This window comes from Stenotrophomonas sp. SORGH_AS_0282 (assembly GCF_030818125.1).
In the GTDB taxonomy this organism is placed as follows: domain Bacteria; phylum Pseudomonadota; class Gammaproteobacteria; order Xanthomonadales; family Xanthomonadaceae; genus Stenotrophomonas; species Stenotrophomonas rhizophila_A.
In genome coordinates, this window is the sequence record NZ_JAUTAB010000001.1 from 1,223,241 (window position 1) to 1,249,537 (window position 26,297).

General features: G+C 68.8%; 25 protein-coding genes. 13 read left to right on the forward strand and 12 right to left on the reverse strand.

From position 1 onward, the window contains the following. Window positions 1-3: 3 nt before the first annotated feature. Entirely contained in the window at window positions 4-732 is a 729-nt protein-coding gene (locus tag QE395_RS05230) for a response regulator (protein ID WP_095363546.1), read from the reverse strand. A gap of 137 nt (window positions 733-869) precedes the next feature. Here QE395_RS05230 and rlmD point away from each other — a divergent pair, with 137 nt between their 5' ends. The 8 genes from rlmD (at window position 870) to QE395_RS05270 (ending at window position 7,030) form a co-directional block, all read left to right on the forward strand. Next, a complete protein-coding gene (gene rlmD, locus QE395_RS05235; RefSeq protein ID WP_306987787.1) occupies window positions 870-2,204 on the forward strand; it encodes a 23S rRNA (uracil(1939)-C(5))-methyltransferase RlmD in 1,335 nt (444 codons plus the stop codon). 1 nt (window position 2,205) lies between these two features. Beyond that, window positions 2,206-2,694 (forward strand): CYTH domain-containing protein, encoded by a 489-nt coding sequence (locus QE395_RS05240; protein WP_306987789.1) that lies wholly within the window; start codon window positions 2,206-2,208, stop codon window positions 2,692-2,694. A gap of 91 nt (window positions 2,695-2,785) precedes the next feature. Continuing rightward, complete coding sequence (gene nagZ / locus QE395_RS05245; RefSeq protein ID WP_184126427.1) at window positions 2,786-3,793, forward strand: beta-N-acetylhexosaminidase; 1,008 nt, start codon at window positions 2,786-2,788, stop codon at window positions 3,791-3,793. Beyond that, the gene (locus QE395_RS05250; RefSeq protein WP_068853617.1) at window positions 3,793-4,347 is read left to right on the forward strand and encodes a hypoxanthine-guanine phosphoribosyltransferase; all 555 of its coding nucleotides are present in this window, start codon (window positions 3,793-3,795) and stop codon (window positions 4,345-4,347) included. The genes nagZ and QE395_RS05250 overlap by 1 nt, the downstream gene beginning before the upstream one ends. Before the next feature lie 9 nt (window positions 4,348-4,356). Beyond that, a complete protein-coding gene (locus tag QE395_RS05255) occupies window positions 4,357-5,103 on the forward strand; it encodes an S-methyl-5'-thioinosine phosphorylase (protein WP_306987791.1) in 747 nt (248 codons plus the stop codon). Between the two features lie 88 nt (window positions 5,104-5,191). Beyond that, window positions 5,192-5,398 carry a cold-shock protein gene (locus QE395_RS05260; protein ID WP_068853615.1) on the forward strand — a complete coding sequence of 69 codons (207 nt, stop codon included), beginning with the start codon at window positions 5,192-5,194 and terminating at the stop codon, window positions 5,396-5,398. A gap of 66 nt (window positions 5,399-5,464) precedes the next feature. Further along, window positions 5,465-6,685 carry an NAD(P)/FAD-dependent oxidoreductase gene (locus QE395_RS05265; RefSeq protein ID WP_306987795.1) on the forward strand — a complete coding sequence of 407 codons (1,221 nt, stop codon included), beginning with the start codon at window positions 5,465-5,467 and terminating at the stop codon, window positions 6,683-6,685. 78 nt (window positions 6,686-6,763) lie between these two features. Beyond that, window positions 6,764-7,030: a hypothetical protein gene (locus QE395_RS05270; protein ID WP_068853613.1), complete on the forward strand. Its 267-nt coding sequence runs from the start codon at window positions 6,764-6,766 to the stop codon at window positions 7,028-7,030. A gap of 25 nt (window positions 7,031-7,055) precedes the next feature. On the opposite strand, the gene pdeM is transcribed toward QE395_RS05270, so the two are convergent. Genes pdeM through QE395_RS05290 form a run of 4 tightly spaced genes read right to left on the reverse strand, consistent with a single transcriptional unit; the run spans window position 7,056 to window position 12,760 of the window. Next, window positions 7,056-7,700 (reverse strand): ligase-associated DNA damage response endonuclease PdeM, encoded by a 645-nt coding sequence (gene pdeM, locus QE395_RS05275; protein ID WP_306987797.1) that lies wholly within the window; start codon window positions 7,698-7,700, stop codon window positions 7,056-7,058. Then, window positions 7,690-10,137 (reverse strand): ligase-associated DNA damage response DEXH box helicase, encoded by a 2,448-nt coding sequence (locus QE395_RS05280; protein WP_306990429.1) that lies wholly within the window; start codon window positions 10,135-10,137, stop codon window positions 7,690-7,692. Before QE395_RS05280 ends, pdeM begins: the two co-directional genes overlap by 11 nt. 14 nt (window positions 10,138-10,151) lie before the next feature. After that, window positions 10,152-11,756, reverse strand: coding sequence for an ATP-dependent DNA ligase (locus QE395_RS05285; RefSeq protein ID WP_306987799.1), 1,605 nt, complete (start codon window positions 11,754-11,756; stop codon window positions 10,152-10,154). After that, window positions 11,753-12,760 carry a ligase-associated DNA damage response exonuclease gene (locus QE395_RS05290; protein WP_306987801.1) on the reverse strand — a complete coding sequence of 336 codons (1,008 nt, stop codon included), beginning with the start codon at window positions 12,758-12,760 and terminating at the stop codon, window positions 11,753-11,755. Before QE395_RS05290 ends, QE395_RS05285 begins: the two co-directional genes overlap by 4 nt. A gap of 105 nt (window positions 12,761-12,865) precedes the next feature. Here QE395_RS05290 and QE395_RS05295 point away from each other — a divergent pair, with 105 nt between their 5' ends. After that, entirely contained in the window at window positions 12,866-14,497 is a 1,632-nt protein-coding gene (locus QE395_RS05295) for an acyl-CoA dehydrogenase family protein (RefSeq protein WP_306987804.1), read from the forward strand. 71 nt (window positions 14,498-14,568) lie between these two features. Here the strand turns inward: QE395_RS05295 and QE395_RS05300 are convergent, their stop codons facing one another. The 3 genes from QE395_RS05300 to QE395_RS05310 form a co-directional block, all read right to left on the reverse strand. After that, window positions 14,569-14,973, reverse strand: a complete 405-nt coding sequence (locus tag QE395_RS05300; RefSeq protein WP_306987806.1) for a hypothetical protein — start codon at window positions 14,971-14,973, stop codon at window positions 14,569-14,571. Window positions 14,974-15,087: 114 nt separating this feature from the next. Then, entirely contained in the window at window positions 15,088-15,429 is a 342-nt protein-coding gene (locus tag QE395_RS05305; RefSeq protein WP_068853606.1) for a hypothetical protein, read from the reverse strand. Window positions 15,430-15,553: 124 nt separating this feature from the next. Next, the gene (locus QE395_RS05310) at window positions 15,554-16,729 is read right to left on the reverse strand and encodes an acetyl-CoA C-acyltransferase (protein WP_095363535.1); all 1,176 of its coding nucleotides are present in this window, start codon (window positions 16,727-16,729) and stop codon (window positions 15,554-15,556) included. Window positions 16,730-16,908: 179 nt separating this feature from the next. Between QE395_RS05310 and QE395_RS05315 the strand changes: the two genes are divergently transcribed. Continuing rightward, on the forward strand, window positions 16,909-19,752 hold the full coding sequence (locus tag QE395_RS05315) for an autotransporter serine protease (protein ID WP_306987808.1): 2,844 nt from the start codon (window positions 16,909-16,911) through the stop codon (window positions 19,750-19,752). A 67-nt stretch (window positions 19,753-19,819) separates the two neighbouring features. Here the strand turns inward: QE395_RS05315 and QE395_RS05320 are convergent, their stop codons facing one another. Beyond that, entirely contained in the window at window positions 19,820-20,917 is a 1,098-nt protein-coding gene (locus tag QE395_RS05320) for a Glu/Leu/Phe/Val dehydrogenase dimerization domain-containing protein (protein ID WP_093533518.1), read from the reverse strand. Between the two features lie 328 nt (window positions 20,918-21,245). Here QE395_RS05320 and QE395_RS05325 point away from each other — a divergent pair, with 328 nt between their 5' ends. Further along, a complete protein-coding gene (locus QE395_RS05325; RefSeq protein ID WP_306987811.1) occupies window positions 21,246-22,304 on the forward strand; it encodes an HDOD domain-containing protein in 1,059 nt (352 codons plus the stop codon). 23 nt (window positions 22,305-22,327) lie between these two features. Here the strand turns inward: QE395_RS05325 and QE395_RS05330 are convergent, their stop codons facing one another. Then, window positions 22,328-23,950: a phospholipase D family protein gene (locus QE395_RS05330; protein WP_306987813.1), complete on the reverse strand. Its 1,623-nt coding sequence runs from the start codon at window positions 23,948-23,950 to the stop codon at window positions 22,328-22,330. Then, the gene (locus QE395_RS05335) at window positions 23,917-24,627 is read right to left on the reverse strand and encodes an rRNA pseudouridine synthase (RefSeq protein ID WP_306987815.1); all 711 of its coding nucleotides are present in this window, start codon (window positions 24,625-24,627) and stop codon (window positions 23,917-23,919) included. The genes QE395_RS05330 and QE395_RS05335 overlap by 34 nt, the downstream gene beginning before the upstream one ends. Before the next feature lie 107 nt (window positions 24,628-24,734). Between QE395_RS05335 and QE395_RS05340 the strand changes: the two genes are divergently transcribed. Both QE395_RS05340 and QE395_RS05345 read left to right on the forward strand, forming a co-directional pair. Continuing rightward, window positions 24,735-25,454, forward strand: coding sequence for an AzlC family ABC transporter permease (locus QE395_RS05340; RefSeq protein ID WP_306987817.1), 720 nt, complete (start codon window positions 24,735-24,737; stop codon window positions 25,452-25,454). Beyond that, window positions 25,451-25,762 carry an AzlD domain-containing protein gene (locus tag QE395_RS05345; protein ID WP_068853601.1) on the forward strand — a complete coding sequence of 104 codons (312 nt, stop codon included), beginning with the start codon at window positions 25,451-25,453 and terminating at the stop codon, window positions 25,760-25,762. The genes QE395_RS05340 and QE395_RS05345 overlap by 4 nt, the downstream gene beginning before the upstream one ends. A gap of 3 nt (window positions 25,763-25,765) precedes the next feature. Here the strand turns inward: QE395_RS05345 and QE395_RS05350 are convergent, their stop codons facing one another. Further along, a complete protein-coding gene (locus QE395_RS05350; protein ID WP_093533469.1) occupies window positions 25,766-26,263 on the reverse strand; it encodes a M48 family metallopeptidase in 498 nt (165 codons plus the stop codon). Between the last annotated feature and the right edge of the window lie 34 nt (window positions 26,264-26,297).

Below are 26,297 nucleotides of genomic sequence, written 5' to 3' on the forward strand. Positions count from 1 at the left end.
CCTTCAATGCAACAGGGACTCCACGGCCGCCTTGAACTGGGTGTGGGCGCCGTTGGATTCGGGGGCCTGGTGCAGCTGGCGTACCGCGCGTGCGAGGCGCGCGGCGCCGACGAAGCCGCAGCTGGCCTGCAGCCGGTGCAGCTGGCCCTTCAAGGTGCCCACATCATGTTGCTGTACCGCCTGGGCCACCGCGTCGCGGACCCCGGGCAGCTCCGCCAGGAACAGTTCGCGCAGGGCGATCAGGTGATGGCGCTGCCCATTCAGGGCCGCCAGCGCGGTGATTTCGTCCCAGTCCTCGCGTTCCAGCTCACTGCCGCCAACGGCGACGGCCCGGGCGGCGCTGCCGGGGCTGTTGACCAGCGCACGGCGCACGGCCTGCAGCAGCTGCTCACGGCTCAACGGTTTGACCAGGGTTTCGCTGAACCCGTCATCGCGCAGACGGGCATGGATGCTGGTGTCGCCATCGGCCGTGTGGGCCAGGGCGGGCGTGTCCGGACGCGTCAGCCGCAAGGCGCTCAGCAGCTGGCTGCCATTGCCGTCGGGCAGGTTCACATCGATCAGCCACAGATCGTGCTCGCCGTTGCGGCCCCGTTCCAGGGCAGTGACCAGCGAATCGGCGGTTTCCACCTGCGCGGGCAGGGTTTCCAGCGCGGCCCGGAAAAAGCCGCGACTGATGGTGTCGTCCTCGACGAGCAGGAGTCGGGGCATGGGAGCCCTCGGGGTCATCTGCATTGGGGCTGCCTCCATGTCAGCTATGCCCATATTAAACACGATATGGCGTCCTGCAAGCCTCCCGATGGGGTCATCCGGCAGCTCGCGGTGCGTATCTGCGACAATACGCACCCTTTTTGCCCGCAGCCTGTTGCCACGTGGCCCGATCCCGTTCCCGCCTCGACAAGACGCCGTTCCAGACCGACATTCTCGACCTCAGCCATGATGGCCGGGGCGTCGCCCGCCGTGAAGGCGAGGGCGGCAAGGTCACCTTCATCTCCGGCGCCCTGCCGGGCGAAGTGGTGCGCGCCGAGCCCACCGCCCGCAACCGCCATTTCGACGAGGCGCGGACCGTGGAGGTGCTTCAGCCCTCGCCGCAGCGGGTCACCCCGCGCTGCCCGCACTTCGGCGTCTGTGCCGGTTGCGTGCTGCAGCACCTGGAAGAAGGTCAGCAGATCGTGGCCAAGCAGCGCGTTCTGCTCGACAACCTGACCCGGATCGGCCATGTCAGCCCGGGCACCGTGCTGCCGCCGCTGGTCGGCGAAAGCTGGGGCTACCGCCGCAAGGGGCGCTTCTCCGTGCGCCGGGTGGAGAAGAAGGACAAGACCCTGGTCGGCTTCCGTGAACAGGACCCGCGCTTCGTGGCGGACCTGAGCCTGTGCCTGACCGTGATCCCGGAAATCGGCCTGAAGGTGGCGGCACTGTCGGCGTTCATCGAGTCCCTTGATGGCAAGCGCGACATCCCGCAGGTGGAGTTCATTGCCGGCGACGATGCGATCGTGCTGACCATCCGCCACATGCTGCCGCTCAGCGATGCGGACAAGGCGGCCTGGGCCGCGTTCGGGGCTGAGCACGGGTTTGCGATCTTCCTGCAGCCCGGCGGTGTTGAATCCGTGCACCCGCTGCTGCCTGCCGAGGTGCCGCTGTCGTTCCGGCTGGCGCCGTGGAACGTGGAGCTGGCGTTCCGCCCGCTGGATTTCATCCAGGTCAACGCCAAGCTCAATGAAAAGATGATCGCGCTGGCGCTCGAGCTGCTCGACGCCGGCCCGGACGAGCGCGTGCTCGATCTGTTCTGTGGCCTGGGCAACTTCACCCTGCCGCTGGCGCGCACCGTGCGCGAAGTGGTGGGCGTGGAAGGCGAAGCCGGGCTGGTGGCGCGGGCCAGGGAAAACGCCGCGCGCAACGGCCTGGACAACGCGCAGTTCTTCGCCGCCGACCTGACCCAGGACCAGCGCCAGACCCCGTGGATGCGCCAGGGCTTCGACAAGCTGCTGCTGGACCCGCCACGCTCGGGCGCGATCGAAGTCCTGCAGCAGTTGCCGCTCAAGCAGTTCAAGCGCATCGTCTACGTCAGCTGCCACCCCGGCTCGCTGGCGCGCGACGCCGGCTACCTGGTCAACGAGCAGGGCTTCACCCTGGTGTCGGCCGGTGCGATGGACATGTTCCCGCACACCGCGCACGTGGAAAGCATCGCCGTCTTCGAGAAGCGTTGAGATGGGCATCGAGATCGAGCGCAAGTTCCTGGTCACCGGCGATGACTGGCGCGCCGCCGCGCACGCGGTCATTCCGATGGCACAGGGCTACATCAACGACACCGCCTCGATCGACAGCGGCGCCCAGAAGGCCTCGGTGCGGGTGCGCATCCAGGGCGATGAGGCATTTCTCAACATGAAATCGCGCGAGATCGGGCACACCCGCCAGGAATTCGATTACCCGATCCCGGTGGAGGACGCCCGCGCGCTGCTGGCGCTGTGCGTGGGCGGCCTGATCGACAAGCGCCGGCACCTGGTCCACCACGCCGGGCTGCTGTGGGAAGTGGACGAGTTCCTGGGCGACAACGCCGGGCTGGTGGTGGCCGAGGTCGAACTGGACCAGGCCGACCAGGCCATCGACCTGCCGTCCTGGGTCGGGGAGGAAGTGACCGACCAGGTCCGGTACTACAACCTCGCCCTGGCCGCGAACCCCTACCGCCGCTGGCCCTGAATACGCCCGCCGCGCCCGTGGCCTCGGGGACACGCCTTCTGCGACAATGCGGCAGTGCGCCATCACGGCGCCCCGCTTTGGAGATCGACCCATGCTCGTGATCGGCGTTGCCGGGACCGAACTTACCGCCCAGGAACGCGATTGGCTGCAGCACGACGCCGTGTCCGGCGTCATCCTGTTCAAGCGCAATTTCGCCTCGCGCCAGCAGATCGCCGAGCTGTCGGCCGCGATCCGCGCCGCCGCGCCGCGCCCGCTGCTGATCTGCGTGGACCAGGAAGGCGGCCGCGTGCAGCGCTTCCGCGAAGGGTTCAGCGCGCTGCCGCCGCTGCAGGGCTTCGACTCCCTGTACGCACAGGATCCCGAGGCAGCCCTGGCCCTTGCCGAACAGCACGCCTGGCTGATGGCCAGCGAAGTGCGCGCCAGCGGCGTGGACCTCAGCTTCGCCCCGGTGGTCGACCTGGGCCGCGGCAACCGCGCCATCGGCGACCGTGCCTTCAGTGCCGACCCGGAGGTCGTTGCCGCCTTCACCCGCGCCTACGTGCGCGGCATGCACAGCGTCGGCATGGCCGCCACCCTCAAGCATTTCCCCGGCCACGGCAGCGTGCTGGAAGACACCCACGTGGCGGCGGCCAGCGATCCGCGTGACCTCGACGCGCTGCGGGCGCTGGACCTGGTGCCGTTCGTCGCCGGCATCGATGCCGGCGCCGACGCGGTGATGATGGCCCATGTGGTCTACCCGCAGGTCGCACCGGAACCGGCCGGTTACTCGTCGCGTTGGATCCAGCAGATCCTGCGCGGGGAAATGGGCTTCCGCGGCGTGGTGTTCTCCGACGACATCGGCATGGCCGCCTCGTTCTCCGCCGGGGGCGTCCAGGCGCGCGTGCATGCGCACCTGGATGCCGGCTGCGACGTGGTGCTGGTCTGCCACCCGGAACTGGTCGACGAGGCGCTGCGCGCGGTCGACGGCCGCCCCCTCAATACTGCTGCGCTGCTCGGCCTGATCGGCCGGGGCGCGCTTGGCTGGGACGGCCTGCTGGCCGATGCCCGCCATGGCACCTCCCAATCCCGTTTGCTCGACACCCTTGGAAGAATCGTCTGATGCCCAACCTCACCATTTCCCAGGCCCTGGCCCAGGCCGACCTGCTGGTCGACCGCCCCACCATCGATGCGGCCATCGCGGCCATCGCCGATGCCATCGCGGCGGATTACAAGGGCGAGGTCCCGCTGTTCCTGTCGATCATGCACGGCGCGCTGCCGTTCGCCGGCCAGCTGGCGCTGGAGCTGGGCGCGCGCGGCCAGGACCTGCAGTTCGATTACCTGCACGCCACCCGCTACCGCGGTGAAACCACCGGCGGCGAGCTGGTCTGGAAGCACAAGCCGGCCACCTCGCTGTTCGGCCGCCGCGTGCTGCTGGTCGACGATATCCTGGACGAAGGCTTCACCCTGCAGGGCGTGCGCACCTGGTGCCTGGAGCAGGGCGCCACCGATGTGCGCATCGCCGCGATGACGGTGAAGAAGCACGACCGCGCGCTGCCCGACGTCAAGGCGGACTACGCCGGTGTCGAACTGCCGGACCGTTACGTGTTCGGCTTCGGCATGGACGTCAACGAAGCGCTGCGTGGCGTGCCGGCCATCTACGCGATGAAGGAATAAGCAGCGCCCATGGACCCTATTGCCCTGGCCGTCATCGGCGGCACCGGTGTGTACAAGCTGGCCCAGCTCGATGACGTGAACAGCCACGTGGTCGAAACCCGTTACGGCACGCCGTCCGGCCCGATCCGGGTCGGCACGCTGCTCGGCCAGCGCGTGGCGTTCCTGGCCCGGCATGGCGAAGGTCATTCGCTGCCGCCGCACAAGATCAATTACCGCGCGAATCTTGCTGCATTGCAGCAGATCGGTGCCACCAGCGTGCTCGCGCTCAACACCGTCGGCGGCATCACCGAGCAGTTCGGTCCGCGCGTGCTGGCCTGCCCGGACCAGCTGATCGATTACACCTGGGGCCGCATCTCCACGCTCAGCGAAGAGCCGGGCACCGAGGTGCTGCATGTGGACTTTGGCCACCCGTACACGCCGATGCTGCGCAGCAAGGTGCTGGCGGCGGCCAAGGTCACCGGGGTGCGCCTGCAGGACGGCGGCTGCTACGGCGCCACGCAGGGGCCGCGGCTGGAGACCAATGCGGAAATCGCGCGCATGCGCCGTGATGGCTGCGACCTGGTCGGCATGACCGGCATGCCCGAAGCCGGCCTCGCCCGCGAGCTGGGCCTGGACTACGCCTGCCTGGCGATCGTGGCCAACTGGGCGGCCGGCTGTGGCGATGGCGACGAGATCACGATGGCCGAAGTACTGGCCAATGTTGACGCGGCTTCGGCCGGATTGCCGGAACTGATTGGCGAATTGGCACGCGGATGATTGTCATTGCATGACAAGCTTTGCATACTCCGCCAGTGCGCTGGTTGAGCGTACACCACCCATTCATTGAAGAAGGTCTCGCATTACCATGCCGAACGGTACCGTCAAGTGGTTCAACGACGCCAAGGGATTTGGCTTTATCTCGCCGGATGACGGCAGCGCTGATGTCTTCGCGCACTTCTCCGCGATCAACTCCAAGGGCTTCCGCAGCCTGCAGGAAGGCCAGAAGGTCACTTATGAAGTGAGCCAGGGTCCGAAGGGCGCCCAGGCCTCGAACATCGCGCCGGCGGAGTAACTCCACCGCAGCGCAAGGAAAACCCCGCTTCGGCGGGGTTTTTTTTGATGCCGGACAGGACGTCAGATGAAAAAACGTACGATTGCCATCGTTGGCTACGGAACGGCGGGCCAAGCGCTCTCGATTCTCCTTTCACGCGACCATCACGATGTGCACGTGTTCGAGCGCGCGCCCAAGCCCGGTCCGGTAGGCGCGGGGTTCCTGCTGCAGCCGAGCGGTCTGGACGTGCTGTGGCAGATGGACCTGCTGCCAGAGGTGCTGCGGCACGGCGCGCCGGTGCGCCGGCTGTACGGTGAAACGCCGTGCGGGCGCGCGGTGATGGACATGCGCTATGCGGCGCTGCATGCGCACCTGCACGGCATCGGCATGCAGCGCGGCGCGCTGTTCTCGCTGCTGGCCCAGACCTGGGAGCACCCGGGCAACCTGCAGGCCGACACCGCCATCGTCGATGTGGATACCGAAAATGGCCGCGTGCGCGACGCGCGCGGGCACTGGCACGGCCCGTATGACCTGGTGATCGCCGCCGATGGGTCGGCCTCGTCGCTGCGCACGCTGGTGCAGGGCACGCGGCTTGACCGCGAATACCCGTGGGGTGCGCTGTGGTGCCTGTTGCCGCGCGGCGACTGGCCGCACCACGACGAGCTGCGGCAGCGCTACGTGGCGGCGCGCAAGATGATCGGGCTGTTGCCGGTCGGCACCCGCCCCGATGATGCGCAGCCGCGCCTGAGCTTCTTCTGGAGCCTGCCGCGCGCGCAGTTCGAGCAGTGGGAACGGGATGGCATGCAGCGCTGGCTGGAGGAGATCGCCGCGCTGTGGCCGCAGGCCCACCTGCGGCTGCAGGACGTGCGTGACGGCGCGCAGCTGGCGCGTGCCGGCTACCGCGATGCGGTGATGACGCGCTGGCACCGCGACCGCCTGGTGCTGGCCGGGGATTCGGCGCATGCGATGAGCCCGCAGCTGGGGCAGGGCGTGAACATGGCGCTGATGGACGCGATGGCGCTGCGCGATGCGCTGCGCGCGCACGATGCGGCCGATGCCGCGCTGCAGGCCTACCAGGCGCAGCGCAGTGCACACGTGGGCATCTACCAGTTCTGGAGCCGGTGGCTGACCCCGGTGTTCCAGTCCGAGCGCGACCTGCTCGCGCACGCACGCGATGTGCTGTTCCAGCCGATGGGTCGGTTGCCGGGTGGTCGCGGCCACATGCTGCGCGTGCTCAGCGGCACCCAGCGCGGCTGGTGGGGCACGCTGGGATTGTCGCCGGGTTTCGTCGAGGCGATGAGCACATGAATGGCGGCCGTTGACGGCAGGGTCACTTGCCTTGTGGCACAAGAATACTGTTGTGTTGTTGCCCCCAAGGAGAAAGACATGCTGTTTCCGGCCGACGTTCTCGATTCTGAAATCCGCAAACTGCGCGGGTTGCTGCAGATGCTCCACGAGGATCAGCCGGATGTGATGGAAGATGTGTTCGACTTCCATGTCACCAGTCTGATCACCCATGCCGCCCCCGAACACCACGCCCGCATCCGCGCCGCAGCGCGTTCCATGCTGGCCGAGGTGCAGCGCTGTCCCGTGCGGCGCAATCCCGATGCCCCGCAGATCCTGTTGATGGAAGCGCTGCCTTCGGCAGCTTGAGCCGCCGCACCCGCGCCTGCCGGCGTCAACGTGCCGGCAGCGCGATCGCGTCGTCGTCGACGCACGCGACCAGCTGCTCGCCGGCGGCCACGACCGGTGCGATGCCGGCGGTAAAGCGCGAGTAAGCCGGCAGCACGGTCAAGCGCTCGCGCAGCCAGAAGGCCGGCCAGCGGCGTTGCATGCCTGGCAGGCGGGCGAGTGGATGCAGGTGGCCACACAGCACATGCAGGCTCGGATGCGGTTGTGGATCATGGCGCAGCAGGAACGGCCCCTCCTGGACACGTTCGCCAAGCAGGGTGATGCCCAGGTCGGCCTTGGGCAGCACGCGGTCATGGTTGCCGGCCACTGCGCCGATCTCCAGCCGCGGATGCTGCTCCCGCCAAGCCTGCCATTGCCGGTACCATGCGGCCCGATGCGCGGGGCCATGCAGTACGTCGCCCAGGATCCATACCGTGCGGACGGGGCGGTCGGCCATCAGTGTCGACAGCCGCGACAGATCGTCACCGGTGCCGCCGCTGGGCAACCCGATGCCCGCGCGCCGGAACAGATCGGCCTTGCCAAGGTGGAGGTCGGCAATCAGCAGCGCTTCGCGCGCCGGCCAGTACAGTGCGCGCGCGCCAAGCAGGCGTACCTGCTCGCCCGCGATATCGGTCACGACCTCAGTCGGCATGGCGTTTCTCCAGTTGGCCTACGGCGCGCAGCACGCGCGTCTTCCAGTCTTCATTGCTGAGCTGCCCGCGCAGGCGCTCGGCCCACAGCGGGAAGGACAAGGGCGCCAGCGTTGCCGGGTGCTGCACGCACAACGTGCGGCCCTGGCAGCGGCGCAGCGTTTCGGCCAGGCAGGTCAGGTCGAGCTGCTCATGCAGTACCTCACGTTCGGCCAGGCCGAGCAGGATGTGCCCGGGATCATGCTGGCGCAGCACGTCATACAGCAGGCCGGCGGACGCCTGCAGCTGGCGCAGGCTGCGTGGCGTGCGGCCTGGCAATGCGGGAATCAACAGCCCGGACACGCGCGCGATATCGCGGAACTGGCGGCGTGCCAGTTCGCCCAGGTTGAGGCTGTCGCGCAGGTCCTCGAACAGACCGTCCGGCTGCAGCAATGTCGACACCTGCGCCGCATCCACCTCCACCGCGCGCGCCGGTGCCAGCACGAAGCCGTAATCGTTGGCGGCGTAGCCGAAGGTATTGGCCTGCAGGCGCGTCCAGCGCATCGCCATCAGCGCCGCCAGCCCCTCGTTGACCTGGCGCCCGGCGAACGGATACACGAACACGAACTGTCCTTCGCGGCGGCGCACGCTTTCCACCAGCAGCAGTGACGGGCCGGGCAGGGCGGATACGCGTGCCTGCAGGCGCAGCAGCGGTGCAAGCCAGTGCATTTCCGGGCTGTCGGGCGCGGCCGCGAGCACGCTTTCCATCTCGTGGCCCAGCGCCTCCGACAGCGGCAGGCGGCCCCCCTGCCAGCGCGGCACCACGCCATCGCCGCCACGCGCCATCTTGACGTAAGCGGTGAGGTTCTCCAGCCGTACCAGCTCCAGCAGCCGGCCGGCGAACTGGAAGCGGTCGCCGGGGCGCAGGCGACCGACGAACTGTTCTTCCACGCTGCCGAGCCGGCCGCCGCGCAGGAACTGCACCATGACGCTGCCATCGCTGGTGATGGTGCCGATCGACAGCCGGTGGCGCAGTGCCACCCGGCGGTCGTTCACGCGGTAGATGCCATCGTCGTCGCGCACCACCTTGTGGAAGTCCGGGTACTGCGCAAGCGCCTGGCCGCCCTGCACGATGAAGTCCAGGACGCCCTGCCACTGCGCCACCTCCAGCGACGCGAACGCGTGCGTGCGCCGGACCTGGGCCAGCAGCTGGTCGGCGCGGAAGCCGCCGCCCAGCGCGCAGCTTACGCAGTGCTGGGCCAGCACATCCAGCGACAACCGCAGCGGGCGCCGCGCTTCGATCACGCCAGCGGCCAGTGCACGCCGCGCGGCGGCGTATTCCACCAGCTCCAGCGCGTGCGACGGCACGCAGACAATGTGGCCCGATTCCCCCGGGCGATGCCGCGCGCGCCCGGCGCGCTGCACCAGCCGCGCGATGCCTTTCGGGCTGCCGATCTGCAGGACCTGGTCGACGGCCGGGAAATCCACCCCCAGGTCGAGGCTGGAGGTGGCCACCACGCAGCGCAGTGCGCCGTCGCGCAGGCCCTGCTCGACGATGCGGCGCTGCACCGGGTCCAGCGAGCCGTGGTGCAGGCCCAGCGTGGCCGGGTCTTCGGGCCACACCGCCGACAGCGCCTGGTGCCACAGTTCGGCCTGCGCGCGGGTGTTGGTGAACAGCAGGCTGGTGCCGACCGCGAACAGCTTCTGCTGCACCCGCTGCAGCTGCGACAGGCCGAGGTGGCCCGCCCATGGAAAGCGCTCGCCATGCGCGGGCAACAGCGTTTCCACCTTCACCGGGCGTGGCCGCGCCCCCGACACCAGCGGCGCGTCGGGAACATCGGGCAGCAATACCTCGCGCGCTTCGTCCAGGTTGCCGAGCGTGGCCGACAGGCCCCACACCTGCAGCGCCGGCAGCGCATCACGCAGGCGACGCAGATTCAACTGCAGCAGCACGCCGCGCTTGTTGCCCAGCAGCTCATGCCACTCATCCACCACCACGCAGCGCAGCCGGCGCATGCGCTCCTGCGTATCGGGGTAGCTCAGCAGCAGCGCCAGCGATTCGGGCGTGGTCACCAGTACATCCACCCGGCCTTCGCGGGCGAGGCGTTTGTCGCGCGCGCTGGCATCGCCGGTGCGCAGCCCCACCTGCCAGTCCAGCCCAAGCGCCGCCAGCGGTTCACGCAGCGCGCGTGCGGTATCGCTGGCCAGCGCGCGCAGCGGGGTGATCCACAGCACCTGCAGCGCCGGCACGGTCTTGCCAGCGCGCGTACCCGGTGCGCGCGGCAGCGGATCGACCAGCGCCTGCAGCAGCGGCCCGCCGAACATCGCCAGCGTCTTGCCGCTGCCGGTAGGCGTGTGCAGCAGCCCGGATTCGCCGGCCAGGTAGTGCCGCCACATCGTTTTCTGGAACGCCAGCGGCGACCAGCCACGGCTGGCGAACCACGCGGCCAGCCGCGCCATCGCGTCGCGTCGCGTCACCGCGCCAGCGCCTGCAGCTGGGCCAGCGTGTCGGCTTCGCCGGCCGGCTTGTCGTGGCGCCAGCGCAGGATGCGCGGGAAGCGCACTGCGATGCCCGACTTGTGCCGGCTGCTGCGGTTGACCGCTTCAAAGCCGAGTTCGAACACCTGCTCGCCACGGACGCTGCGCACCGGCCCGAAGCGTTCGATCGTGTTGGCCCGGATCCAGCGGTCCAGGGCCAGGATTTCCTTGTCGTCCAGCCCCGAATACGCCTTGGCCACCGGCACCAGCCGCTCGCCGTCCCACACCCCGAAGGTGTAGTCGGTGTACAGCGTGCTGCGCCGGCCATGTCCCGCCTGCGCGTAGATCATCACCGCATCGATGGTCAGCGGTTCTATCTTCCACTTCCACCAGTCGCCACGGCGGCGCCCGCCCTGGTAGACCGACGTGCTGCGCTTGAGCATCAGCCCTTCCACGCCGCGTTCGCGCGCCAATGCCCGCTTAGCGGCGGCGTCCTGCCAGTCCGTGGCATCAAGCGTGGGCGACAGCACCATGCGCGTATCGCCGAGCGTGGCAAGCAATCCGGCGAGCAGGGTGCGCCGTTCGGCCAGAGGCTGCTGGCGCAGGTCGTTACCATCCAGTTCGAGCAGGTCGTAGGCAAGCACGCGCACCGGCGTATCGCGCAATGTCTTCGGTCCGGGTCTGCGCCGTTGGATCCGGGTCTGCAGGGCGGTGAAAGGCAGCGGCTGTGCATCGTCATCGCGCCAGGCGAGAAGCTCGCCATCGATCACGGTGCCATCCGGCAACGCCATCGCGGCCGCTTCGATTTCCGGAAAGCGCCCATCCAGCCGCTCTTCGCCGCGCGACCACAGGGCGACTTCGCCTTTGCGACGCAGCACCTGCAGGCGGATCCCATCCCACTTCCATTCCAGCGTCCACTCGCCGATCGGGCCCAGGCTGTCGGCCTCGGCTTCCAATGGCGAGGCCAGGAAGAACGGATACGGCTGCTGGCGGTCTTCCGGCCGTTCTTCAGCGCTGAGGAGGTTGGCGAGCAGCCCCGGCGAGGGCACCCACTCGCCCAGCATGCGCTGCGCGATGCGGGCGATGTCGATCCCCGACAGTTCCGCCAGCGCCTGCTGGACCAGCCGCTGGGAGACGCCGACGCGCAACGCCCCGGTCAGCAGCTTGTTGAATACCAGCCGTTCGGCGGCAGGCAGGTGCCTCCAGCCTGCCTCCACCGCAACACGACGTACCGGTTCCGGCTGGTTCGCCACCGCCAGCAGGTGGCCTTCGATCCAGTCGGCAAGGGGGCGGTCCTGCGCGCCTTCCGCAGGATCATCCAACAGCAGGGTCAGGGTTTCGGCCAGGTCGCCGACCTGGTCGTAGCTGTCGGCCACCAGCCACGCGGGCAGGCCCGATGCCTCGGCGATCCACGCGCGCAGCTCGCCGCTGGCCGCGATCTTCCGGCGTGCGCCACCGACCTTGCCGCCGCTGAGCAGGTACAGCGCCCACGCTGCGTCATGCGGGCGCGCGTCGCGGAAGTAAGCCACCAGCGCGGCGCGTTTGTCCGACGTGGCGGTGCTGCGGTCCAGGCGCTGATACAGCGCGGCAAATGCCTTCATTCCTCGCTCCCGAAATCGGTGCGGAAGGCTTCGGCGGCAACACCACGTTCGCGCAGGAACGGAATCAGCGCGTCGGTGTTGCCGTGGGTGGCGATCACCCGGCGCGCACCGGTCTGTTCAATGGTCTGCAGCAACGCCGGCCAGTCGGCATGGTCGGACACCACGAAGCCACGGTCGTAATTGCGTCGGCGCCGGTTGCCGCGCAGCCGCATCCAACCGGAGGCGAAGCCCAGTTGGTGCTTGCCGAAGCGGCGCAGCCAGGTGGTGCCCGCGGCAGAAGGCGGCGCCAGGATCAACTTGCCGGCCGCGTCGGGTTCGCGGCCCTGCTCGGCCACCGTGTGGGTTTCCAACATGGCGATGCCGGCCTCGCGATACACCGCCACCCCATTGGCGATGGCGCCGTGCAGCCAGGCCGGTTGATCATCCAGCGGCAGCAGTTCGGCCAGCACCCGCTGCGCCTTGCCCAGCGCGTAACACAGCAGGATCGCCGCTTCGCCGCGCTGTTCGCACTCGCGCCGCCAGGCCACGATCTCGGCGGCGACCTCGCGCGTGTCCTGCCAGCGGTAGATCGGCAATGCGAACGTCGCCTCGGTGATGAACACATCGCAGGGCACCACCTCGAACGGTGCGCAGGTGGGGTCCGGTTGGCGCTTGTAGTCGCCCGACGCCACCCACACCTGCTGGCCGTCATCGATGCGCACCTGCGCCGACCCCAGTACATGCCCGGCCGAATGCAGCGACACCTGCACGCCGCCCAACGTGAAGCGTTCACCGTAGTCATGTGCTTCCAGGGCCACATCACCCAGCCGCCAGCGCAGGATCGGCACGCTGCCGGTACTGCAGTAGTAGCGGCCCATGCCGCTGCGCGCATGGTCGCCGTGGCCGTGGGTGATGACCGCGCGCGGCACCGGTCGCCACGGGTCGATATGGAAATCGCCTGCTGGGCAGTACAGGCCCTCGGGGCGCAGTACTACCAGGTCGCTGTTTGCCGCGTGCGTCGTCATGCCTGCACTGTGCCGACGGGTTCGTGCACGAGGTGAGAATCCGCCTGAACAGCAGCCCGCATGCGGATGCGGCAGAATCATCGGGTCCGCCAGGAGGCCCGCACGATGACGTCCGTATTGCCTGTATTCGAGACCCATGAAGTGGCCAACCAGCCGCCCCCGTTCGGCGGCCGCAACCTGTGGGCCGACGACGTGGCATTGAGCGAGGCAGTGCGTCGCGAGGGTGGTGCCGCGTTCATCGATACGCTGCAGGCCTACGGCGCCATTGCGGGCGACACCCTCTACCGGCTCGGTTTCGACGCCAACCGCGACCGCCCGCGGCTGCGCACGCACGACCCGCAGGGGCACCGCATCGACACCGTGGAGTTCCATCCGGCCTACCACCAGCTGATGGAGCTGGCCAAGCGCCACGGGGTGGCGGGACTGTCGTGGCACGAGGGCGGCCCCGGCGCGCACGTCGCCCGCGCCGCACTGAGTTTCCTGCACCACCAGGCCGATGCCGGTACCAGTTGCCCGCTGACCATGACCCACGCCGCGGTGGCGGTGCTGCGCCAGGACCCGTTGCTGGCCGAGTGGGCTGAAAAAGCCGCCGCACCGGTCTACGATCCGCGCGACGTGCCGATGGCCGACAAGGCCGGCATCACCCTGGGCATGGGCATGACCGAGAAGCAGGGCGGCTCGGACGTGCGCAGCAACACCACCCGCGCCGAACTTCGCGACGATGGCAGCTACGCGCTGGTGGGGCACAAGTGGTTCTTCTCCGCACCGATGTCCGATGCGTTCCTGGTGCTGGCGCAGGCGGCGGGAGGACTGACCTGCTTCCTGATGCCACGCCGGCTGGCCGATGGCAACCGCAACGCGTTCCGCCTGATGCGGCTGAAGGAAAAGCTGGGCGACTGGTCCAATGCCTCCAGCGAGATCGAGCTGTGCGGCGCGTGGGCGCGCCGGGTCGGCGCCGAAGGGCGGGGCGTGGCAACCATCATCGGCATGGTGATGATGACCCGGCTGGACTGCATGCTGGGCGCGGCGGCGGAAATGCGCATGGCCCTGGCGCAGGCGCTGCACCATACCCGTCACCGCAGCAGCTTCGGACGCCGCCTGTGCGACCACCCGCTGATGGCCAACGTGCTGGCCGACCTGGCCATCGAATCCGAAGCGGCCACCACCTTCGCCATGCGCGTGGCACGCGCGGTGGACCAGGCGCCGCAGGATGCGCAGGAGGCCGCGTTCGCGCGCATTGCAACGGCCGTGGGCAAGTACTGGGTGTGCAAGCGCGCGGCGGTGTTCGTCAACGAAGCGCAGGAATGCCTGGGTGGCGCGGGCTACGTGGAGGAGTCGATCCTGCCGCGGCTGTACCGGCAGGCACCGCTGAATTCAATCTGGGAAGGCAGCGGCAACATCCAGTGCCTGGATGTGCTGCGTGCGTTGGCGCGCGAGCCGCAGGTGCTGCCGGTGCTGGATGCGGAGCTGGACGCGGTGGCCGGGCGCGATGCGGACTATGACCGCGCGTTGGCGTCGCTGCGGGAGCTGTTGGCCGCTACGCCATCGGAAGCGCAGGCGCGGGTGGTGACCGAACGGCTGGCCCTGTTGCTGCAGGCCGCCGTGCTGCTGCGTGCGGGCAGCCCGATGGCCCCCGCGTTCGTGCGCTCGCGGTTGGGCGGGGCGCATGGAGCGGCATTCGGGACGCTGCCCAATGGGGTGGATGTCGGCGCGGTGATGGCGCGCGCGTTGCCTTGAACGATTGCCAGGCAGGGCCTGGCGCTACCGCTGGAGGTCACGCCGGCCGGTGGCCGGCGTGACATGTCGCATCAGCGTTTGGCGGCGTCTGCGTTCTGCTTGGCGTCTTCGGCCACGTCACGCGCCTTGTCGGCCACCTTCTCGGCGGCATCGGCGGTCGCCTCGCTGGCATGTGCCGCCGCATCGCGCGCGGCAACCTTGGCATCGGCAGCGGCCGCTGCACTGGCGTCGGCGGCACGGTCCAAGGCCGGCTGTACATCGGCCGCGGCGCGTTCGGAGGCGGCAGCCGCTTCATCGGCGGCATTGCGGGTGGATGCCGCAGCCTTGTCCACGGCGGCACGGGCCGCTTCGCCGGTGCTGTCGGCCGCCTGGGCGGCATCGGCACGCGCCTGTTCGGCTTCCGGGCCCTTGCAGGCCACCAGGGCCAGCAGCAGGGAGGCGGCCATCAGCGGGGTGGTGATCGAACGAATCTTCATGGCGTTCTCCGTCAGGTTTCAGGGACGCTGATCCTATTCACCCTGCCGTGAAGCCAAAGAAAAAGCCGCTGGCGAACCAGCGGCTTTTTCAGACTTGCTTGAAGAAAGAAGTTATTACTTCTTGGCTTCTTCAGCAGCGTCCTTGGCCTGCTCGGCGGTGGCTTCACCGGCCTTGGCAGCGTCGGCAGCAGCGTCGGCAGCAGCGTCGGTGGCAGCAGCGCCAGCCTGGGCAGCGGCATCAGCCGAAGCGTCAGCAGCGGTGGTGGCGGTGTCGGCGGCAGCCTGGGCAGCGTCGGCGGTCTGGGCGCCAGCAGCAGCGGCCTGGTCGGCAGCGACCTGGGCGTCGGCAGCAGCTTCGTTGGCCGAAGCGGCGGCGTCAGCAGCCTGCTCCTGCTTCGAGCAGGCGGTCAGAGCCAGGCCCAGGGCCATTGCGATCAGCAGCTTGTTGATGCTCATTTGTGTGAATCCTCGTCGTTAGATTAGGCAACGCGCTATTGCGCGCCCGGCAACATGATGACAAGCCACGTTGGGCTGTCAAGCGATCCCGCATTCAGTTTTGCGAAACGGGTGTTAAAACCAATCAAATCAATTCGATGGCGATGGCGGTTGCTTCCCCGCCACCAATGCACAGTGTAGCAATTCCGCGCTTTGCATCACGCTTGCGCAAGGCATTGACCAACGTCACCACCAGCCGGGCACCCGAGGCACCAATCGGGTGGCCCAGTGCGCAGGCGCCGCCGTTGACGTTGACCTTCGCCGGGTCGATGCCCAGTTCGCGGATGGGCGCCATGGCCACCACGGCGAACGCCTCGTTGATCTCGAACAGGTCCACCTGGTCCAGGCTCCAGCCGGCCTTTTCAAGCACTTTGTGGATGGCGCCGATCGGCGCGGTGGTGAACCACTCCGGCTCCTGCGAGTGGGTGGCGTGGGCCACGATCCGGGCCAGCGGCTGCACGCCGCGGGCGGCCGCATCGTCTTCGGACAGCAGTACGACGGCGGCAGCGCCGTCGGAAATGCTGGACGAGCTGGCGGCGGTCACCGTGCCGTCTTTCTTGAACGCCGGGCGCAGGGTCGGGATCTTGGCGATATCCGAACGGCCGGGCTGTTCGTCCTGGCTGTACTCCACCTCGCCCTTGCGACCCGCGACCTTCACGGCCACGATTTCATCATCGAACGCACCGGCAGCCTGCGCGGCCTGCGCGCGGCGCACCGATTCGATCGCATACGCGTCCTGTTCCTCGCGGCTGAACTGGAACTTGTCCACCGCGCATTCGGCGAATTCGCCCATGGCCTTGCCGTCGTACGCATTGACCAGGCCGTCGTGGGCCATGTGGTCGACCGCCTGGAAGTTGCCGAAGCGGTTGCCGGTGCGCGAATTGGGCAGCAGGTGCGGCGCGTTGGACATCGATTCCATGCCGCCGGCGACCACGATGCTGGCCGAGCCGGCCTTGATCAGGTCGTGGCCCAGCATGATGGCCTTCATGCCCGACCCGCAGACCTTGTTCAGGGTGGTTGCGCCGGTGGCGTAGGGGATCCCTGCGGCCACGGCGGCCTGGCGGGCCGGGGCCTGGCCCAGGTTGGCCGGCAGCACGCAGCCCATGATCACTTCGGAGACCTCCGCCGCCGGCACGCCGGACTGTTCCAGGGCGGCGGCGATGGCAGTGGCGCCCAGGGTGGGGGTGGGCACGCCGTTGAACTGGCCGAGGAAGGAACCGATGGCGGTCCGCTTGGCAGCGGCGATGACAATGTTGGGCATGGCAATCTCGTTATTGCGTGAGCGATTTACGAAAAGGGAACGCAGGGCATGGTATAGCGGCGCGTTTCCCGGCAGACTGCGTGGGGGTGGCCCAGTATAGAGGGTCAGCATTTACCACCGGTGTCGGCCGGACAGGCGGGACGCCACGCGTGGTTTCAATTACGTTTTGGGGAGCAGGGATGAATCAGGTAGTTTTCAGCAGGAACGTGCTGGCCGGCGCGCTGGCCGTGGCCTTGAGCGCGTGCGGTGGCGGCAGCGGCAACAGCAAGGGGGACCTGCCGGTAGCGCCGGTCGTGCCGCCGGTCACGCCACCGGTCGTGGTGGTGCCGCCGGTGACTCCGCCGCCGGTCAAGCCGACCCAGCCGGCCATCGACGCGCACCTTGCCATCATCAACGGCAAGGACCAGGACTGGAGTGGCGAGGGGATCCGGATCGGCGTGGTCGATTCCGGAGTAAACCGGGCCCATCCGACCCTGGCGGGCCGGGTGGTGGCCAGCCACAGCTATGTCGATCCGACCAAGAACAACCTGGCGGTGGACGATGTGGTCGGCCATGGTACGACCGTGGCATCGCTGGCCGCTGGCGCCGCATTCGGCGACTGGCCTGGCGGGGTGGCCACCAGGGCGCAGATCGTGTCGGCGCGCATCATCGCCGACAAGGCGCCGGTCGATGACGGCACCGGCAACGGCAACCAGGTGGATGGTGCGCTGGGGCTGGCCAGCGTGCACCAGGATCTGATCGCCGACGGCGTGAAGATCATGAACAACTCCTGGGGCGGGCTGTACTGGACCAACCCGGCTGCGACCGCTGCAATTGCGGCCGAGTACCGCCCCTTCATCACCACCAACAACGGCTTGGTGGTGTTTGCCACCGGCAACGAAAGCAAGGCGGACCCGTCCAACATGGCGGCACTGCCGAGCCAGGCCGGTCCCAACGGTACCCGCCCGGCCGCGGACCTGGAGCGTGGCTGGCTGGCAGTCACCGCGGTCAATTCCAACCAGCCCGACACCCTGGCGTCCTACGCCAACGCCTGTGGCGTGGCGGCCAATTACTGCCTGGCCGCGCCGGGCGAAGCGGTGTTTGTCGACCCCGCAAGCACCACGGGCAGTACCCCCAGCTACCTCTGGGGCGGCGGTACCTCCTACGCGGCACCGCTGGTCTCGGGTACGGCGGCGCTCGTCTGGCAGAGGTACCCGTACTTCAGCAATGACCAGGTGCGGCAGACCCTGCTCGGCACCGCCACCGACCTCGGCGCGGCCGGCGTGGACAGCGTGTTCGGGTACGGCCTGCTCAACGTGGGCAAGGCGGTCAACGGCCCTGGCCGCTTCGACTGGGGCACCATGGTGGTCGACCTGCCGGGTTCGTCCAACTTCAGCACCTGGAGCAACAACATCGGCGGTGCCGGCGGACTGGACAAGTCCGGCGCGGGAACGCTGATCCTCGGCGGCAAGAACACTTACACCGGCGGCACCATCGTCCGCTCGGGCGCGCTCTCGCTGGCCGACGGCGCGTCGCTGGGTTCCGACGTCCAGGTCCTGCAGGCCGGCGGCCTGCAGTTCCGCGCCGGTACCACGGGGGTTACCGGCAACGTGGTCAACCGCGGCACGCTGTACCTGTTCGAGGCCGGCGTTACCGCCGTGATCCAGGGCAACTACACCCATGAGGCGACCGGCGTGTTCTCGACCGCGCTGGGTGCGCAGGCGTTGAAGGTGACCGGCACCGCCCAGCTCAACGGCGGCACCGTACGGATCGACCGCGCGGTGGAAGGCTATGTCCCGCAGACGGGTGTCCGGCAGGAGCTGATTACCGCCGCCCAGGGCCTGACCGGCACGTTCGATCGCTACACCGCGCTCGGCAACGTCGTGCTGCTGGATGCGACGTTCACCTATGACCACTACTCGGCCGGGTTGAACATCAACCGCGTGAGCGTCTCCGGCGCTGCCGCGTCGGCCGGATTGGGTGCCATTTCGGCCGCCTCGGCCCTGCGCGTGGAACAGGCGTTCGACCTGCTCGATACCGGCACCGGTCCGGGCACGCCGGGCTTTGCCGATGCGGCCGGCGAGCTGCAGCGGGTGCAGGGCGCGGCCGGCCTGGAGGCCAGCCTGGAAAGCCTGTCGGGCAAGGCGCACAGCCTGGCCAACGGCATGACCTTCGACAACCTCGACATGAATCGCCGCGCATTGTCGACGCGCTTCGATGCCGTGTCCGCCGCACCGCGCCTGCGCGGCGCCTGGCAGAGCGCGTTGGGCGAAGCCGGGCAGGGCAGCTTCGCCGGCAGCGGCTTCCAGACCCAGGGCTGGATGATGGGCCAGGACATGGCGCTGGGCAGCAACGGCGTCATGGGCTTTGCCTTTGGCGAAACCCGCAGCAACAGCAGCCGCGAGTGGGGCGGCGACAGCGGTCGTGACCGCCAGTCGCAGGCCCAGCTGTACGCCGGCTGGAACAGCGGGGCGGCCTACACCCTGGCGCAGCTCGGTGCCGGCCAGTTCACCCGCGAGATCGACCGGCAGCTGTTGCTGGGTGCAGGGCAGTACGGGGTCAATGCCCGTTACGGCGGCAATTTCAGCACCGCCAGCGTGGAATCGGGCTACCGCTTCGGCGGCGCCGGGGCATCGTTGACCCCGTACCTCGGCGCGGATTACGCGCGCCTGGACAGCGACAGCTTCAGCGAAGACGGCGGCTTCGGTTTTGGCCTGCGTGCGGACAGCCGCGCGTCGAGCCGCAGCCAGGCGCTGGCCGGCCTGCGAGCGGAAACGCGCCTGCGTGGCTGGTCGCTGCGCGGTTATGCCGAATGGCAGCAGACCCTGTCCAGCGATGGCCTGGCATTCGATGCCAGCTTCGTGGGCGTGGATGCCTGGGCGCCGGTGGCCGGCCTGCAGCCGGCGCGTTCCGGCGGCCTGTTCGGCCTGTCGGTGCAGTCCTGGCTGACGCGCAACTCGCAGCTCTCGTTCGGCTACGACCAGCGCTTCGACCCGCGGGGCGACCTCAGCCAGGTCGCGCTGCGGTACTCCGCCGCGTTCTGATCCCGGCGCGACAGGCACAAAAAAGGGCGCGAGTTGATCGCGCCCTTTTTTCATCTGCCCGTTGGGATCAGCCGCCGCGCAGCGTGCCCAGTCGCGGGCGCGCACGACCCAACGGCATCTTCAGCTTGCCGATCGACTGGATGCGGGTTTCGGCGATGCGGTCGGCGGCGCGCTGCGGCGCAATGCCTTCCTGCTGGGACAGCGCGAAGATGCGGCCCAGGTTGTGGTAGATGCTGCGGATCAGGCGCATCGCGCGTTCGCGGTTGTAGCCGTCGATTTCCAGCGACACATTCATCACCCCGCCCGCATTCACCGCATAGTCCGGGGCGTACAGGATGCCGCGGGCATGCAGCTCATCGCCGATCTCGGGCGTGGAGAGCTGGTTGTTGGCGGTGCCGCAGACGATTCTGCACTTCAGGCGCGGCAGGGTCTGCGCATTGATCGCCCCTTCCAGCGCGCACGGCGCGAACACATCGGCGTTGACGTCGTAGATGTCATCGGGCTTGACCGCCTCGGCGCCGTACTCGGTCACCGCGCGCTCCACCAGCGCAGGGTCCAGATCGGTGACGAACAGCTTGGCGCCGCGATCCCGCAGCAGCTTCACCAGTTCCATGCCGATATGGCCCAGGCCCTGCACCGCGATGCTGACCTTGCCCACTTCCTCGTGGCCGAGCTTGTGCTGCATGGCCGCCATCAGCGCCTGCAGCGCGCCGTAGGCGGTGAACGGGGCCGGGTCGCCCGAGCCGCCGTGGACCTGGTGCACGCCGGTGACGTACTCGCTCTCCAGGTAGATGTTTTCCATGTCGTTGACGTCGGTACCGACGTCCTCGGCGGTGATGTAGCGCCCGCCCAGCGAATCCACGTAGCGGCCGAACGCGCGGAACAGCACCTCGGTCTTGTCCTTGCGCGGGTCGCCGATGATCACCGCCTTGCCACCCCCGACATTCAAGCCCGCCAGCGCGTTCTTGTAGGTCATGGTGCGGCTGAGCCGCAGCGCGTCGGCCAGCGCGTCGTCCGTGCTGGCGTAGGGGCGCATGCGCACACCGCCCAGCGCCGGACCCAGCGTGGTGTTGTGGATGGCGATGATGGCCCTCAGACCGGCATCGCGGCTGTGGCAGAACACCACCTGTTCATGGCCGGACGTTTCGAGGGTTTCAAATAACATGGCGACTCCGATGCTGCGAACGACGGCAAACGCCGGCGAACGCACCAGCAAAAGGTGGGTGTAAAACAAAAAAAGCGACGTCGTCGGTTGGTCGGGACGGGTCGCGCGGCGCCATTCTAGTGCATTCCGCCGGACGGTGTTGTCAGGGCCGGGTGACCATCGCCCGCTAAAGTTGCCCCGTTCCGGGCCGATGCCGTGGCAACGGTGCGCAGTACCGGCAAGCCAGGACGGAACACGTGGGTGCAGTGGCGACAATTCGGGTGCGGTGCCGCACCGGCAGGGGCGCGGCCCGATGATGGCGATCGTGGCGGGGGCCGGCGTGTTGCTCGTGGCATTTCTGGGGTGGGGCTGGTATCGCCGCCCGGCGGAGGCGGGACCGGCGCCGGGTAGTACCGGCGGCCGGGCCCGTACGCAGCCGCAGCCGCCGACCCCGACTCAGCCCTGCACTGGCGATGCGGACGAGGTGCTGCAGGCCGGCCTGCACGCACTGGCGTTGCAGCCGGGCAGCGGCAGCGCGCCGGCCACCGTCGCGCAGGACGCGGCCCTGCTGGCGGCGGTCGCGGCAGCGCTGGAGGCGCAGGACTGGTCGGCCCGGCACCTGCCGCGGCGGCCGCAGCTGCTGCCGCAGCTGATCCAGACCGTGAACGACAGCGACGCCTCGGCGCGCAGCATGGCCTCGATCATCGGCCAGGATGCGGTGCTGACCGGCAACCTGCTGCGCATCGCCAACAGCCCGGTCTACCGGCTGCAGGCCAAGCCGGTGGACAGCCTGCAGCGTGCGGTCACGCTGGTGGGTACCGAGGGCATCCGCCAGATCATCAGCGCGGTGCTGGTGCAACCGGTGATGCAACTGCACAGCGACGCCTTTCCGCAGTTCGGAACCGTGGTCTGGGAGCACGCGCTGCTGGCCTCGCGGGCCGCAGCCGATCACGCCCGCCTGGTGACCCATGAAGACGGTTTCGCCGCGCAGTGGATGGGGCTGACCCAGGGCCTTGGCGCGGCCCTGGTGATGCGACACCTGCTGGACGTTGCCCGTGAACAGGCCGTGCTGCCGTCACCGCAGCTGGCCAGCACCCTGCTGGATGCCTGGACCCTGCCGGTGGCCAGCCGCATCGCGGCGGCCTGGGAACTGCCGCCCTCGGTGCACCAGGCGCTGCTGCGCGACGCCGATGCGACAGGCGGTGGGCTGGCGGCCAGCCTGCACTTCGCGCGTGCCGGGGCATCGGCCAGCCTGCTGTGCCGGCATGGCCGGATCAGCCAGGCCCAGGCGCTGGCGCTGCTGGAGCAGCTGCATGACACCCCGGCGCATGCATTGCAGTGGATCTGGCGCCGCCTGCATGGTCGCGCGGTGGAGACGCTGGAGGCGGACGAGTCGGCCGATGCGTAGCGCCACGCCCTGCGTGGCTGCTCCTAAAGTTGGGACTCCAAGGGCAACCAGCTGATGACGCGGGCGCTGGCGCGCTGCCAGAACGAGGTGTCCGGCTCTCGATCCAGCAATTGTGGCGGCTGTTCGGCCCGATCCAGCCAACGCACCTGGTCATCGGCACCCAGCGTCACCCAATAGCTCTGCTTCGGATCGGCCAGGCGCAGGTACTCGGCGCGCAACTGCGCGGCCAGTTCCCGATCATCAAACAGCACCCCCATCTCCGTGTTGAGGTAGGCAGAACGCGGGTCCAGGTTGAACGAGCCGACGAAGCCACGCTGGTCATCGATCATGAAGGCCTTGGTATGCAGGCTGGCGCCGCTGCTGCCGAACAGGCCGCCGCTGCCGCCACCCGCGCCGCGCGATCGCAGTTCGTACAGGTGCACCCCATCGCGCAGCAGCGGTGCGCGGTAATGCATGTAGCCGCTGTGCACGGCCGCCACGTCATTGGCGGCCAGTGAGTTGGTGACCACGCCCACGTAGGCGCCGCGCTGCACCATCGCGGCCATCCCGCGCGTGCCTTCCCCGCCCGGCACGAAGTAGGGCGAGATCAACAGCGCTTTGTGGCGGGTGGCCTCAAGTTCGCGCACCAGCCGGGTGACCAGCCAGTTGGCGGGGTCGTCGCGGCGGTGCTTCATCGCCGGATCGGACACGATTTCCACGCCCGGCGACCAGTGCAGGTCTACCGCATCGGTGTAGAACGAACGCGCTGCCGGCGAACGCTCGACGCGCTCAAGATAGGGTCTGGCGGCCGCCAGCTTGGCCTCATGTGCCGATTCAAGCATCAGCAGGCGCAGCTGGGCCGGGGTGTGGAAGGCGAGGGCGGCCACGGGTACCGCCGCGTCGCTGTTCCAGTACGCATCGAAGATCGTATTGGCCTGCTGCACCGCCTTGCCGGCCACGATCAGGTCCAGGTCGCGGAAGTTCACATCGCTGCGCGCGCTGAAGTATTCCTCGCCGATGTTGCGTCCGCCGACGATGGCGACCCGGCCATCGGCGATCCACTGTTTGTTGTGCATGCGGTGGTTGACGCTGAAGAAGCGCTGCACCATCTCCACCAGCCGCCACAGTCCATCTCGGTTGCGGAAGGGGTTGTAGAGGCGGATCTCGATGTTGGGGTGCTCATCGAGCGCCATCATCAACGCATCCTTGTCCTGCGCGTTCATGTCATCCAGCAGCAGGCGCACGCGCACGCCACGTTCGGCGGCCTGGTACAACTCCTGCGCCATCAGGTGGCCGATCAGGTCGTCCTTCCAGATGTAGTACTGCAGGTCCAGGCTGCGCGCGGCATGGCGGGTGATCACCGCGCGCGCGGCGTACGCGTCCAGCCCTTCGGACAGGAACGCCACGCCGGACTGGTCCGGGTGCTCGGCCTGCAGGCGCACCACCTCGCGATCGATCGCGCTCTGTGCCGGCTGCAGCGGCAGCACGCTGCTGCGCGGTCCCATCGCCTTGGGCGTGAGGTGGTCGCCCAGCAGCAGCCCGCTGAGCACCAGCAGGATCACGATCGCCAGCAGGATGCCCGCGCCGCGCAGCACGCGGCGCCACAGTGGCTTCTGCGGGTTGCGTGCGCGGATCAGAAGCGTTCGTCCGGCGCCAGGTAGCGCCACTGGCCCGGGGCCAGCTTGCCCATCGCCACCCGGCCGATGCGCAGGCGACGCACGCTGATGACCTCCAGCCCGACCTGCCGGCACATGTCGCGCAGCTGGCCGGGGGCCACCGGCTTGATCGCAAAGCGCAGCCGGGTTTCGTTCTGCCAGCTGACCTTGCACGGCGGCAACGGCCAGTTGCGGAAGCTCAGGCCGTGCGCAAGCCGCTTCATGCCGTAGGGCACCAGCTCGCCGCTGACCTCGACCAGGTATTCCTGCTCCAGCGTCGCGCCGCGGTCCTTCAGATGCGACACCACGCGGCCGTCCTGGCTGACCACCACCAGGCCGCTGTCTTCATCGGCCAGCGGCATCACCAGCTGCAGCGCGTGGAAGTGCCGCTGCAGCAGGGCCACGCCGGTGGCGTCCAGTTCGCTGCGGGTCCCAGGCGTGACCATTGCGCACAGTTCATCAGCGCGCATCCCGGCTGGTTTGTGCAGCAGCATGCTGACCGTCTCGGCGCGGGTCGCCTCGGCGTTCTCGCGCAGCACCACCACCTCATCGGTGACCATCGCCTGCGGTTGTTCGACCACCACACCGTTGACGGTCACCCAGCCCCCCTCGATGAAGCGCTGGGCGTCGCCCCGGGAGCAGCCGATCAGGCGGGTCAGGTGTTTGTCGAGTCGGATCGGATCGGTCATCAGGCAGGCAGCACAAAGCGGGACGCGGGCGGGGAGTGTACTGGCTCGGGGCCGGGGCTGCGCGTGACAGGGCTGCGGCCCCGCCCCGCTGCTGGCATGATCCGATGATGAACTGGCGTGCGTCCCCTGCCGTGAAAGTCGGCCTTTCCATTGCCGTGGCTACCGGCCTGTATGGCATTTCCTTTGGTGCGCTGGCGGTGGCGGCCGGGCTGAGCCCGTGGCAGGCGCAGGCGCTGAGCCTGTTGATGTTCACCGGCGGCTCGCAGTTTGCGTTCATCGGCGTGATCGCGGGCGGCGGTGCCGGCTCCGCCGCGTTCACCGCCGCCACGCTGCTCGGCGTGCGCAACGCGGTATACGGCATGCAGATGAAGCGGATGCTCGGGCTGCGCGGCTGGCGGCGCGGGGTGGGTGCGCAGATCACCATCGACGAATCGGCCGCCACCGCGTCCAGCCAGACCATGCCGCTGGAGCAGCGGCGCGGGTTCTGGACCGCCGGCGTCGGCGTGTTCCTGCTCTGGAACCTGTTCACCGCCGTCGGCGCCATCGCCGGCGACGCGCTGGGCGATCCGCGCCGGTGGGGCCTGGACGGTGCCGCAGTGGCGGCGTTCCTGGCGTTGCTGTGGCCCCGGCTTCGCCAACGTGATGCGGTGGCCATCGCCATCGTGGCCGCGCTGGTCACGGTGCTGGCGTTGCCGTGGGTGCCACCGGGCATTCCGATCCTGCTGGCGGCCACGGTGGCGGCAGCGTGGGGCGCATTCGTGCCCGGTCCACGCGATGAAGGGCTGGAGCCGGACATTGAGCCGCGTTCGTCCGGGGAGCACGTATGAGCCTGTGGGCATGGTTGCTGCTGGGCTGCGTGGCGGCCTATGCGATCAAGCTGGCCGGGTGGCTGGTGCCGGCGCGCTGGCTGGAGTCACCGCGCATGACCCGGGTGGCCGGCACGCTCACGATCGGCCTGCTGGCGTCGCTGACCGCCATGAATGCGGTGGCTGCCGGTGCGTCGGTGGCGCTGGATGCCCGCCTGGCCGCGCTGGCCGTGGCGGCGGTGGCGTTGCTGCTGCGCCTGCCATTCCTGGCGGTGGTGGTGCTGGGTGCGGCGGCGGCCGCCGCGCTGCGCTGGGCCGGTATCGGCTGAGCGTCAGCCGCTGGCGCGCTCCAGGTGGGTCAGGTACAGGCGCAGGTCGAACTCCAGCTGGTGGTAGTCCGCTTCCATGTGGGTGCACAGCTGGTAGAACGCCTTGTTGTGGTCCGATTCCTTCAGGTGCGCCAGTTCGTGGACCACGATCATCTTCAGGAACGGGGCAGGTGCCTCGCGGAACACGCTGGCAATGCGGATCTCGCGGCTGGCCTTGAGCCGGCTGCCCTGCACCCGCGACACGGTGGTATGGGTGCCCAGTGCGTGCTTGAGCACCTGCAGGCGGCTGTCGTAGATCACCTTGGACAACGGCACCGACTGGCGAAGGTAGCGCTCCTTCAGTGCCTGGGTGTAGTCATACAGCTGACGGTCGTTGCGCACCGTGTGCAGCTCGGCATAGCGGCGCTCCAGCCAGGGGCCCAGCCGATCGGCCGCGATCAGCTCGCGCACCTGCTGCTGCAGGGCGTCGGGGTAGCCGGCAAGGTACTTCAGGGCGGTCATGCCGCTATGATGACGCCTGGAATCCCGCACCAAC